The sequence below is a fragment of the Methylobacterium sp. SD274 genome (assembly GCF_017355285.1).
Taxonomy (GTDB): Bacteria; Pseudomonadota; Alphaproteobacteria; order Rhizobiales; family Beijerinckiaceae; genus Methylobacterium.
In genome coordinates this window covers 54,900-69,743 of sequence record NZ_JADIJP010000023.1, presented here as the reverse complement: position 1 = coordinate 69,743, position 14,844 = coordinate 54,900, and the positions used below count along the sequence as shown (strand labels likewise).

General features: G+C 66.9%; 15 protein-coding genes. 7 read left to right on the top strand and 8 right to left on the bottom strand.

Going from position 1 to position 14,844, the window contains the following annotated elements:
* Positions 1 to 428 precede the first annotated feature (428 nt).
* The 6 genes from IPV08_RS18365 to IPV08_RS18340 all read left to right on the top strand — a co-directional run bounded on the left by IPV08_RS18365 (position 429) and on the right by IPV08_RS18340 (position 4,635).
* The gene (locus IPV08_RS18365) at positions 429 to 1,280 is read left to right on the top strand and encodes a universal stress protein (RefSeq protein ID WP_207412942.1); all 852 of its coding nucleotides are present in this window, start codon (positions 429 to 431) and stop codon (positions 1,278 to 1,280) included.
* Between the two features lie 38 nt (positions 1,281 to 1,318).
* Positions 1,319 to 1,615 carry a hypothetical protein gene (locus IPV08_RS18360; RefSeq protein ID WP_246748026.1) on the top strand — a complete coding sequence of 99 codons (297 nt, stop codon included), beginning with the start codon at positions 1,319 to 1,321 and terminating at the stop codon, positions 1,613 to 1,615.
* A gap of 44 nt (positions 1,616 to 1,659) precedes the next feature.
* Positions 1,660 to 2,307 carry a BON domain-containing protein gene (locus tag IPV08_RS18355; protein ID WP_207412941.1) on the top strand — a complete coding sequence of 216 codons (648 nt, stop codon included), beginning with the start codon at positions 1,660 to 1,662 and terminating at the stop codon, positions 2,305 to 2,307.
* A 71-nt stretch (positions 2,308 to 2,378) separates the two neighbouring features.
* Entirely contained in the window at positions 2,379 to 3,092 is a 714-nt protein-coding gene (locus tag IPV08_RS18350) for a hypothetical protein (RefSeq protein ID WP_207412940.1), read from the top strand.
* Complete coding sequence (locus tag IPV08_RS18345; RefSeq protein WP_207412939.1) at positions 3,092 to 3,562, top strand: heme-binding protein; 471 nt, start codon at positions 3,092 to 3,094, stop codon at positions 3,560 to 3,562. Before IPV08_RS18350 ends, IPV08_RS18345 begins: the two co-directional genes overlap by 1 nt.
* Positions 3,563 to 3,891: 329 nt before the next feature.
* Positions 3,892 to 4,635, top strand: a complete 744-nt coding sequence (locus IPV08_RS18340; RefSeq protein ID WP_207412938.1) for a Crp/Fnr family transcriptional regulator — start codon at positions 3,892 to 3,894, stop codon at positions 4,633 to 4,635.
* Positions 4,636 to 4,944: 309 nt separating this feature from the next.
* On the opposite strand, the gene IPV08_RS18335 is transcribed toward IPV08_RS18340, so the two are convergent.
* The 8 genes from IPV08_RS18335 to IPV08_RS18300 all read right to left on the bottom strand — a co-directional run bounded on the left by IPV08_RS18335 (position 4,945) and on the right by IPV08_RS18300 (position 12,992).
* Positions 4,945 to 5,319, bottom strand: coding sequence for a hypothetical protein (locus IPV08_RS18335; protein ID WP_207412937.1), 375 nt, complete (start codon positions 5,317 to 5,319; stop codon positions 4,945 to 4,947).
* Positions 5,320 to 5,357: 38 nt separating this feature from the next.
* Entirely contained in the window at positions 5,358 to 6,344 is a 987-nt protein-coding gene (locus IPV08_RS18330) for a 2-hydroxyacid dehydrogenase (RefSeq protein WP_207412936.1), read from the bottom strand.
* Positions 6,345 to 6,400: 56 nt separating this feature from the next.
* Complete coding sequence (locus IPV08_RS18325) at positions 6,401 to 7,771, bottom strand: MFS transporter (RefSeq protein WP_207412935.1); 1,371 nt, start codon at positions 7,769 to 7,771, stop codon at positions 6,401 to 6,403.
* An 825-nt stretch (positions 7,772 to 8,596) separates the two neighbouring features.
* Positions 8,597 to 8,932, bottom strand: coding sequence for a chaperone modulator CbpM (locus tag IPV08_RS18320; RefSeq protein WP_207412934.1), 336 nt, complete (start codon positions 8,930 to 8,932; stop codon positions 8,597 to 8,599).
* 5 nt (positions 8,933 to 8,937) lie between these two features.
* Positions 8,938 to 9,843 carry a J domain-containing protein gene (locus IPV08_RS18315; RefSeq protein ID WP_207412933.1) on the bottom strand — a complete coding sequence of 302 codons (906 nt, stop codon included), beginning with the start codon at positions 9,841 to 9,843 and terminating at the stop codon, positions 8,938 to 8,940.
* Complete coding sequence (locus tag IPV08_RS18310; protein ID WP_246748025.1) at positions 9,840 to 10,394, bottom strand: nucleotide exchange factor GrpE; 555 nt, start codon at positions 10,392 to 10,394, stop codon at positions 9,840 to 9,842. Before IPV08_RS18310 ends, IPV08_RS18315 begins: the two co-directional genes overlap by 4 nt.
* A 29-nt stretch (positions 10,395 to 10,423) precedes the next feature.
* Positions 10,424 to 12,310: a molecular chaperone DnaK gene (dnaK, locus tag IPV08_RS18305; protein ID WP_207412931.1), complete on the bottom strand. Its 1,887-nt coding sequence runs from the start codon at positions 12,308 to 12,310 to the stop codon at positions 10,424 to 10,426.
* Between the two features lie 331 nt (positions 12,311 to 12,641).
* Positions 12,642 to 12,992, bottom strand: a complete 351-nt coding sequence (locus IPV08_RS18300) for a hypothetical protein (RefSeq protein WP_207412930.1) — start codon at positions 12,990 to 12,992, stop codon at positions 12,642 to 12,644.
* A gap of 216 nt (positions 12,993 to 13,208) precedes the next feature.
* Here IPV08_RS18300 and IPV08_RS18295 point away from each other — a divergent pair, with 216 nt between their 5' ends.
* A complete protein-coding gene (locus IPV08_RS18295; RefSeq protein WP_207412929.1) occupies positions 13,209 to 14,813 on the top strand; it encodes an oleate hydratase in 1,605 nt (534 codons plus the stop codon).
* Positions 14,814 to 14,844 lie beyond the last annotated feature (31 nt).

Here is a 14,844-nt window from a genome sequence, read left to right as displayed (position 1 = left end):
GAGGCCCCCTTACCGCGACGGCGGACGGACGGGCGGACGCTTGATGTCCCGCCAGCGGGACTTTCCACTGTAACCGGCAGGGCCCTTCATGCTCCCCGTCGCGACGGGCTCCTGCGGCCTGATCTCGCTCGGTACAACATCCCGGGAGCGCGGCATGTTCGGTCCGTTGGAACGGGCCTGGCGACCGAGGTCGGAGGCCGCGTGTGCGGTCATCGCAAACCCGAAGGTCCCGAGCACCGCAAGCGTCGTCGTCAATCGTGTCATCAAGTCTTCCCCTCATTGGCGAGGCAACGACCGGACCTCGATACGAGCGGGCCAGGTTCGAGGTGCAGCATGCCCCGCGTTCCCGCTTCCGACTTTGCGCTGGATCAAGGACTCCTTCGGGGCCGTGACTAGGGTTCGTCCAAAGCAAAGCGAGGGACGCATCCATGCCGGCACTCCAGAACATCAAGAACGTCATCGTCGGCCTGACAGAGGAAGGTCAGCAGGGCGAGACGAGCGATGCCATCGGCTACGGCCTGTCGCTATCGGTGGCCGCCGGGGCGCACCTCACGGTCCAGGCCGCCTCGCGGCGCATCGTCATGAACAGCGCACTCGCCGGCGGGTTCGCCAGCGGCCTCGTCTTCGAGGAGAACGGACGGACCGCCGGCCTGAGCCAGGCGGTGGCCGAGAAGGTCCGTGGCGATGCCGCAAGCGCCGGTATCGCGTGCACCGTCGATAGCCCGCAGCTGACACATCCGGACATCCTCGCCACCTTCGCGGCCAAGGCTCGCCTGCACGACCTCACCATCCTGGATGCCGAGGAGCGCACCATCGACCTCGACCGCGAGCTGATCGAGGCGTCGCTGTTCAACAGCGGTCGCCCCGTCATCGTCGTTCCCGCCGGGCACAACGCCTTCGCCGGCCGGCGCATCGTCATCGCCTGGGACGGCGGCGCCCATGCGGCGCGGGCCGTGAACGATGCACTCCCGTTCCTGCTTGCGGCGGACGCCGTCGAGATCATCTCGGTCGTCGGCGAAAAGGAGCTTTCGAGGTCGGTCGCGGGCGCCGAGCTCGCTCCGCACCTAGCCCGCCACGGCATCGCCGTAACCGTGGACGACCTGCCGCTGCGTCCGGATGGCGACGTCGCGGAGACCCTCCGGGACGCGGCCAGCCGCTACCGCGCGGACATGATGGTCATGGGCGCCTACCGCCACGGCCCCATCCGTCAGTGGCTCTTCGGCGGGCTCACGCAGTCGCTGATGACGGCGTGCCCGATCCCCCTCTTCCTCGCGCACTGAGCGTGGACGAACTCAGTCGACCAGGAAAAAGGCAATCCATGAACTCGAATCTGAAGCACTTCGCCATCGCGGCGGCCCTGGCGCTGTCCGCCTTTACCATGCCGATGTCTGCCGATGCCCAGGGCCTGTCCGGCGGCATGCGCCGCGGCGCGGCCGAGGGCGACCGCGTCGGCGGCCCCATCGGGGGCATCGTCGGCGGTGCGGTCGGCGGCGCCGTCGGCACCGTCAACGGCGCGCTCGGCATCGACCCGGGCCGTCGCGGCTACCGCAGCGGCATGCGCTCGCGGCACCACCACCGCCATTACCACCACCGCCACGACCGTCGCCATCGGTGACGGTGCGCGTCGCTTCCTCAGACCCTGAGATCCCGGAGACCATCATGACCGTCGACAAGACCCTGCAGACCAACGTCATCGCCGAGCTCGGCTGGGAGCCGAGCGTGACCGCCGCCCACATCGGCGTCGCCGCCAAGGACGGGGTCGTGACCCTAACCGGCCACGTCCAGAACTACATGGAGAAGCATGCCGCAGAGAAAGCCGCCGGTCGCGTGAAGGGCGTCCGCGCCGTTGCCGACGAGATCGAGGTCCGCCTTCCCCACCACGTCAAGCGCAACGACAACGAGATCGCCGTGGCCGTCGTCCAGCGCCTGGACTGGAACGCCTCCGTCCCCGACGAAGCCGTGAAGGTGACGGTCGATAAAGGCTGGGTCACCCTTACCGGCCAGGTCGAGTGGCAGTTCCAGAAGACGGCCGCGGAGCACGATATCCGCGGGATGCTCGGCGTGGTCGGCATCTCGAACGACGTCACCATCAAGGCGCGTCCGAACGCGACCGACATCAGCGCCGACATCACCGAGGCGCTGCATCGCAGTTGGTACGACCCGAAGACCATCAACGTCAGCGCCGTTGGCGGCGTCGTCCACCTGAGCGGTACGGTCCACACCTGGTACGACCGCCAGATGGCGGGATGGACCGCCTGGGGCGCACCGGGCGCCACGACGGTCGACAACGACATCCGCGTCGTCTGAGGGCCCCCGAACCTCGAATGTCACCGCACCGGGCACATCGTCCGGTGCGCAGTCCGCCAGGAACCCTTTCGATGATCAATGCCCAGATCCACGGCCATGACCGGGTTATCCTCGGTCGGATCTTCCACCACCCGACCAGCAACAACCTGGAATGGCGCGAGGTGGTGTCCTTCATCGGACGGATCGGCAGCACCGAAGAGAAGCGGGACGACAAGTGGGGCTTCACCCTGGCCGGCCGGACCGCGACCTTCCTTCGTCCCCGGGACAAGGACATGGATCCGCGCGAGGTCGAGCGCCTGCGCCACCTGATGCAGGATGCCGGCCTCTCGCCCTATTCGACCGAGATCCTCGAAGCTTCGCCCCCGGCGGCGGCTGAGATAGATGCCCTCATCGTCGTCGACCATCACGAGGCACGGATCTACCGTCTCGACCCCGAGACCGCCGGCGGAGAGACCGAGACCACGCTGCGCCCCTACGACCCGAAGGGCTACATCCATCATCTCTCGCACAAGGAGGATGGCAACTATCGCGGCCAGCGCGCGCCTGAGGACCTCGGCTACTACGACCGCATCGCGGCCGCCGTCGCGAACGCGCCTCGGGTCGCCATCGTCGGGCACGGCACCGGTAAGGCCAGCGCGATGGCCGTCCTTTCGGAGCGACTTCACGAACGTCATCCGGGAACCGAGATCCGCGTCGTCGCGACTGCGACCGTCGACCTGTCGGCGAGCACCGACGGTCAGTTGCTTGCGCTCGGGCGCGAGATGCTGGCCCGGGACGGCCGGTGATGGCCGCTCCCGTTTCCGCCCTGTCCGATGGCGACTTGACCCTGGCCGAGGCGACCGCGGTGGTCGGCCACGCCATCGAGGAGGCCCGTCGCCTCGGGGTCGTCGTCAGCGTCGCGGTGTGCGGCCCCCAGGGTCGCCTCGTCGCCTTCTCGAAGATGGACGGTGCCGGCTGCATGACCGCGCGCGGCGCCATCGGGAAAGCCGTTGCCTCGGCGATCTCGGGCGAGCTGAGCGAGATCATGCCCCCGCCCGGGGACGACCTCTACTGTTCCGTCGTTGAGGGCGAGGGTACCGCGGCGTTCCACGAGCGCGGCGGCATACCCCTGAGGCGGGATGGTATCCTGATCGGCGCAATCGGTGTCTACGGCGAGGCGTCCCCGGAACAGGACCTCGCCTGCGCGACCGCCGGAGCCACCGCATGGAGAGGGCCGCGGGGATCGGGTACGCAGCCGGGTCTAGCTTTTGCGTGACGGAAACTTGGAGGTCGGTAGCGATGCCACAGGAGCCGCTTGCGACCCTTCACAGACGCTTGGAAGGTCTGCTTGCAGGCTCTTGGTGAGGCAGTGTTTCAAGCGTGGATCGGGGTATATTATTGCGTGTCGGCGTTCGGACGAAAAATTTAGCTGAGCAGCCATTCGCCTTTTTTCGCAGTTCCACGTCGCCCGTAAGCGTTACTAACGTATGATGGTACGCGCGGCCAATTACTGCCTTATGTTGAAAAAATCGTCAGCCGTTCCGATACAGGTGCTGATGCCTGGGAGAGCCGCGCGCTTCCGCCTGCAATGCAAGGCGAAGCCACATGGCCTCGAAGTCCCTCCATTTGCTCCAGCCGATGATTACCAAGCTGGAGAGCATCTCCTCTCTCACAGAGGAGGAGCGCTATGCCGTTGAGAGCCTACCTATCAAGGCTCAAGCTCTAAGAGCGGATCAAGACATTGTCCGCGATGGCGAGACGGCCACGCAGTGCTGCCTCATCATTGAGGGCTGGGCCTGCCGCTACAAGATCATGGGCGAGGGCAAGCGCCAGATCTTCTCGTTCCACATCGGCGGTGACATCCCGGATCTGCAAAGCCTGCACATCCCACGGATGGATCACAGCCTCGCCACGATGACAGACGCTCACGTGGCCTTCATCCCTCACGAGGCGCTCCGGGATCTCACCTATCGCTTCCCGCGCCTCGCCGCCGTGCTCTGGCGCGACACGCTGGTGGATGCAGGGATCTTCCGTGAATGGATGGCGTGTATGGGCCAGCGCTCGGCCTACGAGCACCTCGCCCATCTCTTCTGCGAGTTGTACCTCAAGCAGGAGGCCGTGGGGTTGGCCAGTGAACACCGCTGTGCTCTGCCACTGACACAGGGTGAGCTCGGGGACGCCACCGGCGTGACGACCGTGCACATCAACCGCACGCTGCAAGAGATGCGGGGCAACGGGCTCATTACCCTCCGTAGCAACACGCTGGTCATTCTGGCCTGGGATGAACTCGTCAGCGCTGCCGAGTTTGACGAGACCTACCTACACCTGCGGAAACGATCAGTCGGATGAGCCCGCACGTCCAGCGGGTACGTAGATCTTCAGCCTGCCAAGGCTGTCATCCATTCCGCCGGTGAGGAGCCGGTGGCAAACGTCCGCTTCAGAGCGAAAGGCCAAGGTCCGGTTTCCACCGAGCCTGTGTAAAAACGCGCCCCCTTGCCGCCGCGAGTAGAAGGATCATCTATGAAAACCCTCTAGGACCGCTAGCATGGCGATTCCAGGTGATTTTTTCAACTTTCATGGAAGATTGTACTCCAAAGCCGCGACAAGCTGACGTTTTCACACACCCTGCACCCATCACGGGCGTTCAACTCGTGTACGTCACGACTGACGGACGTGGGACACCCTGTAGGTCCGCATGGTGTCATCGTCGCGGATCGAGACGTATTCGCCCACGACGAACCGGTGGCTGCCAAGCCGGTAGCCCGGCTCGTCGTCATCGGTCGTCCTGTCGTCGTAGTCGATCAGCCAGGTACCCCCGCCGAAACCGCCCTGCCGGCGGATCAGACGCCCGTTGCGGTTCGGCTCCCCAAGCCAGAATCGGCGGACGCGACAATGGTCTCTCTGCTCAAGCCAGAGGGCGGGATCGAGCTGTCCGTTGGCGTCCAGGGGCGCGTCGATCTCGTAGCCGCGGTCGACGCTTCCATCGGGAAAATCCGGGCCGCGGGCGAGGGTTAGGGTGACGTGGGGCAGCATGGTGTTCTCCATCGGTGAGGGTACGCGCCGCCGGGGCGTCAGGCCACCACGTGGACCGGTCGTCCCGTCCGCTCGAACGCGTCGATGTTCGCCACGGTGGTCTCAGCGATGGCGGTCATCGCCTCGACCGTGAAGAAGCCCTGATGGCCGGTGACGAGCACGTTCGAGAACATCAGCAGGCGTTCGAAGACGTCATCTCGAATGACCACGTCGGACTTGTCCTCGAAGAAGAGCTCCTCTTCCTCCTCGTAGACGTCGAGGCCGAGATGGCCGATCCGCCCCTCGTTCAGTCCTGCGACAACTGCCTTGGTATCGACGATGGCCCCGCGGCTCGTGTTGATCAGCATCACGCCGCGTTTCATCAGGCCGATGGCGGCGGCATCGATGAGGTGGTGCGTCTCCGGCGTCAGGGGGCAGTGCAAGGAGATGATGTCCGAGGTGGCGAGCACGTCCTGGAGCGGGCGGTAGACGACGCCCATGGCCTCGCAGGTCCGGGTCGGCTTCACGTCGTATCCGATCACCTTGCACCCGAAGCCCAGCATGATCCTGGCGACGCCCTGGCCGATCCGGCCGGTCCCCACGATTCCCACCGTTCGGCCGTGCAGATTGAACCCGAGCAGACCGTCGAGGGCGAAGTTCCCGTCCCGCACCCGGGCGTAGGCGCGGTGGATGTGCCGGTCGAGGGACAGCATGAGCGCCACCGCGTGTTCCGAGACGGCCTCGGGCGAGTAGGCCGGGACCCGGGCGACGAGGATGTCGTGGCGTTTGGCGGCGGCGAGGTCGACGTTGTTGAAGCCCGCCGACCGCAGGACGACGAGGCGCACCCCAAGCTCGGCGAACGTATCGAGGGCGGCGGCGTCGACCGCGTCGTTGACGAACGCGCAGACGACCTTCGCCTTGCCGGCGAGGATCGCCGTCGTCGGGTCGAGCCGCGCGTCGATGTAGGTCAGGGCGTGGCGTCCCGCGACCGCCGCGTCGAGGAAGCGCCGGTCGTACGGCTTGGTGCTGAAGACCGCGACATCCATGTGGTCATCCTTGGGCGTGAGGGCGTTCCGGGAGAAGGCATCTGCGTCGGGGCCGCTCAGGCCGGCGCAAGGGTCGGGACGAAGGGCTTCGTCCCGCCCTTCGCGAGGGGACCTTGCTCGGCCGTGCCGGTCTCCTTGAGGAACAGGGCGAGGACCAGGGCCAGGACCACGCCGCCCACCAGAGGCAGGAAGGCGGTCTGGAAGTCGGAAAGGGTCAACGGCACGCCCTGCCGCGGAAGCATCAGGTGCGAGATGAAGGGCGACATGATCCCCGTCGTGACGAAGACGAGGAAGTTCATCACGCCGGCCGCCGTGCCTTTCACCTGGGCCGGGTTGGTCTCCTTCATCATCGAGAATGGGATCATGGCCGCGCCTGAGGCGATGCCGAGCACCAGGGCCACCGAATAACGCGGCAGCGTGCCCACCGGGACGTAGATGGCCGTTAGGCCCGCCACGAGCATCAGCAGCGCGCCGCCCAGGAGCACGGGCTTGCGACGACCGAGCCTGTCCGAGACGTATCCGAGGAGCGGGCAGCCGATGACCCAGCCCATGGGCACCATGGCCGCGTCCGACGCGGCCTCCGCCATGGACAGGTTCTCGCCAGCATGGAGGAACGACGTGGCCCAGACCAGGGCGCCGATGGTGGTGGGCAGGAACAGCAGGCCGCCGACGATGCCGGCGAGCCAACTCTGCGGGTTGCCTATAATGACCTTGAACGGGTGGAGCAGGCCGGAGACCGAGAACTCGGCATGGTGGCTCGGGCTATCGCCGGTCTCGCGCGGCATCACGAACCAGGTCGCGAGGGCAAGCGCGAACCCCATGGCGGCGAAGGCGACCCACACGTGCTGCCAGGGGACGTTGAACCCGCCGGCCGGGTCAATGGCCATGTGGACGGGCTTTGAACCGAAGGCCGCGCCGGCCATGCCGAGGCATTGCGTGAGGCCGATGAACAGCGCCAGCATGCGGGTGGGCAGGTACCGGGCCGCCACGTACGACGACCCAACGAAGGCGAAGATCGCACCGGTTGCCTGCAGGACGAAGCCGACCAGGCCGGCCGCCTCGCTCCCCTGTGCGAACACGAGGCATCCGAGGCCGACCACGGCGATGCCGTACGGGATGGTCCGGTGCGCGCCGTACCGGTCCAGCAGGACGCCCGCGACCAGGGCCATCACCGCGTAGGCGACGTAGTAGGCCGAGATCATCGTGCCGATGTGGTTGGCGCCCCAGGCAGAAGTCAGTTCCGCCTGCATCACCCCCGGTGCCGAACGCACCGCATACTGGAAGAAGTAGAAGACCGCGCACAGCAGCCAGGAGAGGAGGAATAGGAGCTTGAGCTCGGCCGGCGGCGAAGGATCGGATACTCCACTTGCCGGCGAGGCCGGCGAGAGGCCTTTTGGATCGCCCGTGGCGATTGCCGCATCCACCATTTCAAGATCTCTCCAGCATCGGCGGCAAGCCGCGGTTTCGTGATGCCCGCACGGAACGCGAGGTCATCGGTGTCCATCCGCAACACCGGGAGCCCCCGATGAAGGGGACGCGTCCTGCGAGCGACCGAGGAGACCCTAGATCGAGGCTTGGGACGGAGCCTTGCGCTGGATCAAGAATGCCGCCCGCGTTGCCGCCGTAAGCTCGTTCCCTGCTGGCACGTCGACGGGCGGACCTCGCCCGCGACCGTGACCGGCCTACGAGGAGCGGGTGGCATGGGCGGGAGAACTCGAAGGTCCCCGGTGAGCGGGAACGACGTCGGGGGCATGCTCGACGGCATCTCGGCGGTGCTGGGGAGGCTCGTCGTCCTAACGCCCTTCCTCTTCATCGAGACGGGCAACTACCCGGCCATGCTGAGCGCGACCGGATGCGGCCTCGCCGTCATGGGCTTGGCCTTCCTCGACAGGCTTGAGCCGCAGCCTTGGACGCGGTGGGGATCGGGCGTGCTGGGCGCATGGGTTGCGGTCTCACCCTGGTTCCTGCAACGGGCCCTAGTGCCACCGGATTTGGTCCTCGCCTCGCCGATGGCAGACCCCCGGTCTCGATGCCGCTCGTCCTCGGTTTCGCCATCGTGGTGGCCGCCGGGCTCGACATCATCCGAACGGCCGTGGAATCCCGACACACACTTTTTCAGGGCCAAGGCAATCCCGTCGCCCCGGGTACCGCCTTGGTGACGCCGTTCCGCGGAGCGGCGCAGCATGCAGCGACGATCCAAGACCGCTCATCGCCAGTCGGTGGCGGCAGAGCCGTCGGACACCGTGTCCATCTCAAGAGGCAAGTTCGGTGACGGTCCGAGCGGCCTCGCGGACCCCATAGGCGATCCGGTCCTGGACGTGGTCCGGCTCTTGGCGGATCGCGACAGCGAGGTGGCCGAGGGTCCGGCGCATGCCGCTCATCCGGTCGACCAGGTCGAGGATGAGGACGATGCCTTCCTCGTTCACGCCGAAGTCCCTTTCGAGATCCTGGATGAGTTGCGCTCGGCCGAGATCGATCTCGCGAAAGGTCATGCGCCCCTCGGTCTCGTCCGGGATGACCCAGCCGGTGTCGATCCACGCGTGCAGGACATCGGTCTCCACGCTGGCGCGGACCTGAAACTCACGCATCTCCATCATAGCGTCTCCTTGGCTTGCCGGGTCTCATGAGGCTTCGTGGTCCCCCAGCGGGATACGAAGTCCTGCAACTCCGCATCCGGCTCTGCCGGCAGGGTCAGACGCAGGGTGACGTACTCGTCCCCGGAGGTACCGCCACGGACCATGCCCTTGCCCTTCAGGCGGAGCACGGCGCCGGCGTTGCTCCACTTCGGAACGGTCATGGAAACCGGGCCGGACGGGGTCGGCACGCTGACCCTGCCGCCGCGGACGGCATCGCGAAGCGACAAGGGCAGGTCGATGTGGATGTCGTCCCCCTTGAGCTTGAAAAGGGAGTGAGGACGGACCTCGACCTCGATGAGGGCGTCGCCTGGCAGCCCTTTTCCGATGCTGGAGCCGCCCTTGCCGCGCAGGCGCAGCGTTTGCCCCGTCCGCGTTCCGGGCGGGATCGTGACGTCAAGGGCTTGGCTGTCCGGGAGGGTGAGCGTGCGCTTGCCGCCGTTGAACGCCTCCAGGAAGTCGAGCTCCAGCCGGTAGCGAGCATCCGCACCGGCCCGGTTGGGGTCGGCACGCCCGGCGCGACCGAACATATGCGCGAAGATGTCCTCGCCGCCGAAATCCCCAAACCCCTGTTCGCCACCATAGGGATGGCCCGCGTCCCGTTCTGCCTGCTCGCGATAGTACGGCTGCCGCGGCCTCTCGCTTCCGGACGCGTCGATCTCGCCACGGTCGAACTGCGCCCGCTTGGCGGAGTCGTTCAGCAGGTCGTAGGCGGTCGCCACCGCCTTGAAGCCTTCCTCGGCCTTTTTGTTGCCGGGGTTCAGGTCGGGATGCAGCTTCTTGGCGAGCTTCCGGTAGGCCGTGCGCAGGTCCGCCTCGGAGACGTCTCGCGTCACGCCGAGAACCTTGTACGGATCTTCGCTCAATGCGGATTCCTCCACGTCGGGATGGTCGCGGGGCCGACACGAGATCGTACCCTGGCGACAACCACGCGCGCCGGTCGCAAAAGGCGGTCGTGGAGGGTGAAGCCTTCCTCCATGACGTCGACCACGGTCCCCGGCGCCTGGGTCGCATCCTCGACCTCCTGCATCGCCTCGTGCGCCTTGGGGTCGAAGCGTGTGCCGAGGGCGGGTATCCGGCGGACGCCGAAGCGTTCGAGGGCGGAGGTCAGCATCCGTTCGGTCGCCCCGACGCCTTCGATCAAGGACGCATGGGCTGCAGGCCCGGCACCTGCGCCCGTGGCCGCCGCGACGGCCCTGTGCAGGTTATCGGCGACGGGCAGGAGCTCGCGCGCCAGATCCTGGACGGCGAACTTCCGGGCGTCCTCGATGCCGCGCTCGCCGCGTCGCCGAACGTTCTCGGTTTCGGCGAGCGCCCGCATCAGGCGGTCCTGAAGGGCGCCGTTCTCGGCCTGGAGGGCGGCGAAAGCCGCGACCTCCCCGTCAGGGGGCATGGTGTCGTTCATGCTTTCGGTCATTAAACAGTCCTCCTCTGACAATGGACCGCTCATGCCGCCGGCCTGTGGCGGGTGTCGTCGCCCGGGGCGTCCTGGAACTCCGCATCGACGATCTCCGGATCGGTGGACGGGCCCTTGGCAGCCGGTCCGGTCTCGCCCAGGCGCGAGGCCGCCAGGGTCAGGCGTTCGGTCGCCGTCCTGATACGCGCGAGGTCACCGGCCTGGATCGCCTCCCTTGCCGCTGTAAGGCTCGTTTCGACTTCGGCCTTCACGTCGGCGGGAATGTTGCCCCCGGCCTCAGTCAAGCTCTTCTCGGTCGTGTAGATGGCGACGTCGGCGTGGTTGCCGGCCTCGACCAGTTCCTTGCGTACCTTGTCGGCCCCGGCATGTGTTTCGGCCTCGCGCACGAGGCGCTGGATCGCCGCCTCGTCGAGCCCGCCCGAGGCCTCTATCCGGATCGTCTGCTCCTTCCCGCTGGCCTTGTCCCTGGCCGAGACGTTGACGATGCCGTTGGCGTCGATGTCGAAGGTGACCTCGATCTGCGGCTGGCCCCGTGGCGCCGGCGGGATGCCGACGAGGTCGAACTGGCCGAGCATCTTGTTGTCGGCCGCCATCTCGCGCTCGCCCTGGAACACCCGGATCGTCACCGCCGGCTGTGCGTCGGCCGCGGTGGAGAAGGTCTGGCTGCGCTTCGTCGGAATCGTGGTGTTGCGCTCGATCAGCCGGGTCAGCACGCCACCGAGGGTCTCGATGCCGAGCGACAGCGGGGTGACGTCGAGGAGCAGTACGTCGTTGACGTCGCCTTGGAGCACGCCCGCCTGGATCGCGGCGCCGATGGCCACGACCTCATCCGGGTTCACGCCCTTGTGCGGCTCGCGGCCGAACAGTGCCTGCACGGTCTCCTGCACCTTCGGCATTCGGGTCTGGCCGCCGACGAGGACGACCTCGTCGATCTGCGACACGTCGAGGTTCGCGTCCTTGAACGCCGCCTTGCACGGCGCCGTCGTCCGCTCGACCAGGTCGGAGACGAGGGCTTCGAGCTTGGCTCGGCTGAGCTTGATCGCGAGGTGCTTCGGCCCGTTCTGGTCGGCCGTGACGAAGGGCAGGTTGATCTCCGTCTGGGAGGCCGAGGACAGCTCGATCTTGGCCTTCTCGGCGGCGTCCTTGAGACGCTGAAGCGCAAGACGGTCCTTGTGCAGGTCGATGCCGCTCTCCTTGCGGAACTCGTCCACGAGGTAGTCGACGATGCGGTTGTCGAAGTCCTCGCCGCCGAGGAAGGTGTCGCCGTTGGTGGACTTCACCTCGAACACGCCGTCGCCGATCTCAAGGAACGAGACGTCGAAGGTGCCGCCGCCGAGGTCGTAGACGCCGACCTTGCCATTGCCCTTCTTATCGAGCCCGTAGGCCAGCGCCGCGGCGGTGGGCTCGTTGATCATCCTGAGCACCTCCAGCCCCGCGATGCGGCCGGCGTCCTTGGTGGCCTGGCGCTGTGCGTCGTTGAAGTAGGCCGGCACGGTGATGACGGCCTTGGTCACCTTCTCGCCGAGGAAGGCCTCCCCCGTCTCCTTCATCTTGGTGAGGATGTAGGCGCTGATCTGGCTCGGGCTGTAGGTCTTGCCCCTCACCTCGACCCAGGCGTCGCCGTTGGGGCCGGGCACGATCTTGTAGCCGACCATGGCCTTGTCCTTCTCGGTCAGCGGGTCGTCGTAGCGGCGGCCGATCAGGCGCTTGATCGCCGAGATGGTGTTCTCGGGGTTGGTGATGCCCTGGCGCTTGGCCGGCTGGCCCACCAAGACCTCGCCGCTCTCCGTGAAGGCGACGATGGACGGCGTGGTCCGTCCGCCTTCCGCATTCTCGATGACCTGCGCCTTGGCCCCATCGAGGACGGCGACGCAGGAATTGGTGGTGCCGAGGTCGATGCCGATGGCCTTGGACATGGTGATCTCCGTGATGTGTCTGGTGAGGATTGTGTTCGCCTGCGTGCATTGCCGGCGACGTCGATGGTCGTGGCGGGTCAGCTTCGAAGGGTGGTCGACGAAAAGCCCGGGCCGGGCCGTCGAGGCGTCCCATCCGGCGGGACGCGGCGGGCGTTCGGGGATGCCGGAGCCTGCGGGGCCTCGCTCGTCGTGCGGGGTCCCGTCAGGCCTGCTCCGCCATCGTCGTCCCAGGTCTCGCGTTGGAACTCGTCGATGGCCGTCCTTGGCGCTGGCCTTTTCATGAGCGACCTTTCGGGAGGTGGGGGGCGGTTCGCCTCCGCCTCTTCGATGGTCAGCGCGGCGGAGCCGAACCGCCGCCGGCCGACCCGGGCGCCGTTGCCTCAGGCACGGATGGGATGGCCACGGTCCCGGTCGTCTCCGGAACGGTCTGGCGGCAGCTGCAGTCGACGATCAGGCCGCCGGGCTCGGCCCCGGTCTTCGGATCCGCCGGAGCGGCCGCATCCGGCACCGTATTGCGGCAGGTGCAGTCCAGGGCCTCGACCCGGGCCGACGGGACGTCCTTCACCGTGCCGGGATTGTTCGCGATGTTCACGTCGTCGTTCGGGAGGGTGGCCTGGGCGGAGCCCGCGCCGGTCATCCCCACGGCGAACGCGACGGAAAGGAACAGAACGGAAAGACGCATCGGAGGTGACCTTCGTCCGATGTCGCGCCCCAGGCACGAACGCATCGCCGAACGTCTATGCGCGTCATCGCAGGCGGCGGCTTTGTTTTGGATCAAAGACGCAAGAGGCCGCGCGAATAGTCTCGGCGTGCGCTTCGATATCGGAGCCTTTCGTCCCCGATCCGGTGGCACAGCGATGCCGGCGCGGCGGGGACACCCTCAAAGGCAAGACACCGCATGGCCCATGCCGACCCCACCGTCCATCCCGACCGGAAAGCCTACCTCGTCGGGGGCGGCATCGCTTCACTTGCCGCGGCGGCCTTCCTGATCCGCGACGGCGACATGCCGGGATGCGACATCACCGTGATCGAGGAGACCGGCGTCCTCGGCGGAAGCCTGGACGGATCGGGCGACCCGGCGGAGGGCTATGTCCTGCGCGGCGGCCGTATGCTGGAGAGCAAATACCTCTGCACCTTCGACCTCTTCGCCTCGATCCCGACGCTCGATGGTACCCAGACGGTGACCCAGGAAACCTTCGCCTGGAACGAGACGATGAAGACCTCGTCGAAGGCGCGCCTCGTCAGCGACGGGGAACGGCTGACGGCGCCTCGGTTCGGCTTGAGCGAGGGACACATCCTCACCATCGAGCGCCTCGCCATCCTGCCGGAATCCGTGCTCGGAAAATCCACCATCTCCGAGCAGTTCGACCCGTCGTTCTTCAAGACGAACTTCTGGTTCATGTGGTGCACGACTTTCGCTTTCCAGCCTTGGCACGCGGCGGTCGAGTTCAGGCGCTACCTCGTCCGGTTTGCCCACATGGTCTCGGGCTTCAACCGCCTGCACGGCATCATGCGGACGGTCTACAACCAGTACGATTCCATGGTGCTGCCGCTGCGCAAGTGGCTCGACGAGCGCGGTGTCGTCTTCGCGTTCGACACCCGGGTGACCGACCTGGGGCTCGTCGGACAGGAGGGCGAGAAGAGCGTCGCGCGCATCCTCACCGACCAACACGGAAAGTCGGGCGAGCTCCGGGTCCGCGACGGCGACCTCGTGCTGGTGACCCTGGGCTCGATGACCGAGGGCACGACGCTGGGCGGCATGGACAGCGTCCCCGCCCTCAAGGGCAAGACGGATGGCGGCGCCTGGACACTGTGGGAGAACCTCGCGAGGGACCGCCCCGCGTTCGGACGACCCAAGGTCTTCACCGACCACATCGACCAATCCAAGTGGGTGTCCTTCACCACCACCCTGCACGACCCGACGTTCCTGCGCATGGTCCGCGACTTCACCGGCAACGTCCCCGGCGAGGGCGGCCTCGTCACCTTCCCACGGTCGAACTGGCTGGCTTCCATCGTCATCCCGTTCCAGCCGCACTTCATCGGACAGCCGAAGGACGTCGGGGTGTTCTGGGGCTATGGCCTCGCCGTCGACGAACCCGGCAACTTCGTGAGGAAGCCGATGTCGGCCTGCACCGGGCGGGAGATCATGACCGAGATCCTCGGCCACCTGCGCATCGGGGCGGAGGCGGCCGGCATCCTCGACAAGGCGATCTGCATCCCCTGCATGATGCCGTTCATCACCAGCCAGTTCCTGCCGCGCGAGCCCGGCGACCGGCCGCAGGTGATCCCGAAGGGCACGACGAACCTCGGCCTCATGGGCCAGTTCTGCGAGTTGCCCGACGACGTGGTGTTCACGGTCGAATACTCGATCCGCTCCGCCCAGGCCGCCGTCTACGGCCTCCTCGGCCTCGAACGCGAGCCGCCCGCCGTCTACCAGGGCAAGTTCGATCCCCGCGTCCTGTTCAAGGCTTACCGGGCGCTGCACGACCTGCAGGATGCCTGACGTCCGAAGGCGAGTTGGGCGCTCCCGTCGG

Coding starts and splice junctions, on each gene's coding strand:
- IPV08_RS18365 (WP_207412942.1), top strand. CDS start 429: ATGCCGGCACTCCAGAACATCAAGAACGTCATCGTCGGCCTGACAGAG.
- IPV08_RS18360 (WP_246748026.1), top strand. CDS start 1,319: ATGAACTCGAATCTGAAGCACTTCGCCATCGCGGCGGCCCTGGCGCTG.
- IPV08_RS18355 (WP_207412941.1), top strand. CDS start 1,660: ATGACCGTCGACAAGACCCTGCAGACCAACGTCATCGCCGAGCTCGGC.
- IPV08_RS18350 (WP_207412940.1), top strand. CDS start 2,379: ATGATCAATGCCCAGATCCACGGCCATGACCGGGTTATCCTCGGTCGG.
- IPV08_RS18345 (WP_207412939.1), top strand. CDS start 3,092: ATGGCCGCTCCCGTTTCCGCCCTGTCCGATGGCGACTTGACCCTGGCC.
- IPV08_RS18340 (WP_207412938.1), top strand. CDS start 3,892: ATGGCCTCGAAGTCCCTCCATTTGCTCCAGCCGATGATTACCAAGCTG.
- IPV08_RS18335 (WP_207412937.1), bottom strand. CDS start 5,319: ATGCTGCCCCACGTCACCCTAACCCTCGCCCGCGGCCCGGATTTTCCC.
- IPV08_RS18330 (WP_207412936.1), bottom strand. CDS start 6,344: ATGGATGTCGCGGTCTTCAGCACCAAGCCGTACGACCGGCGCTTCCTC.
- IPV08_RS18325 (WP_207412935.1), bottom strand. CDS start 7,771: ATGGTGGATGCGGCAATCGCCACGGGCGATCCAAAAGGCCTCTCGCCG.
- IPV08_RS18320 (WP_207412934.1), bottom strand. CDS start 8,932: ATGCGTGAGTTTCAGGTCCGCGCCAGCGTGGAGACCGATGTCCTGCAC.
- IPV08_RS18310 (WP_246748025.1), bottom strand. CDS start 10,394: ATGACCGAAAGCATGAACGACACCATGCCCCCTGACGGGGAGGTCGCG.
- dnaK (WP_207412931.1), bottom strand. CDS start 12,310: ATGTCCAAGGCCATCGGCATCGACCTCGGCACCACCAATTCCTGCGTC.
- IPV08_RS18300 (WP_207412930.1), bottom strand. CDS start 12,992: ATGCGTCTTTCCGTTCTGTTCCTTTCCGTCGCGTTCGCCGTGGGGATG.
- IPV08_RS18295 (WP_207412929.1), top strand. CDS start 13,209: ATGGCCCATGCCGACCCCACCGTCCATCCCGACCGGAAAGCCTACCTC.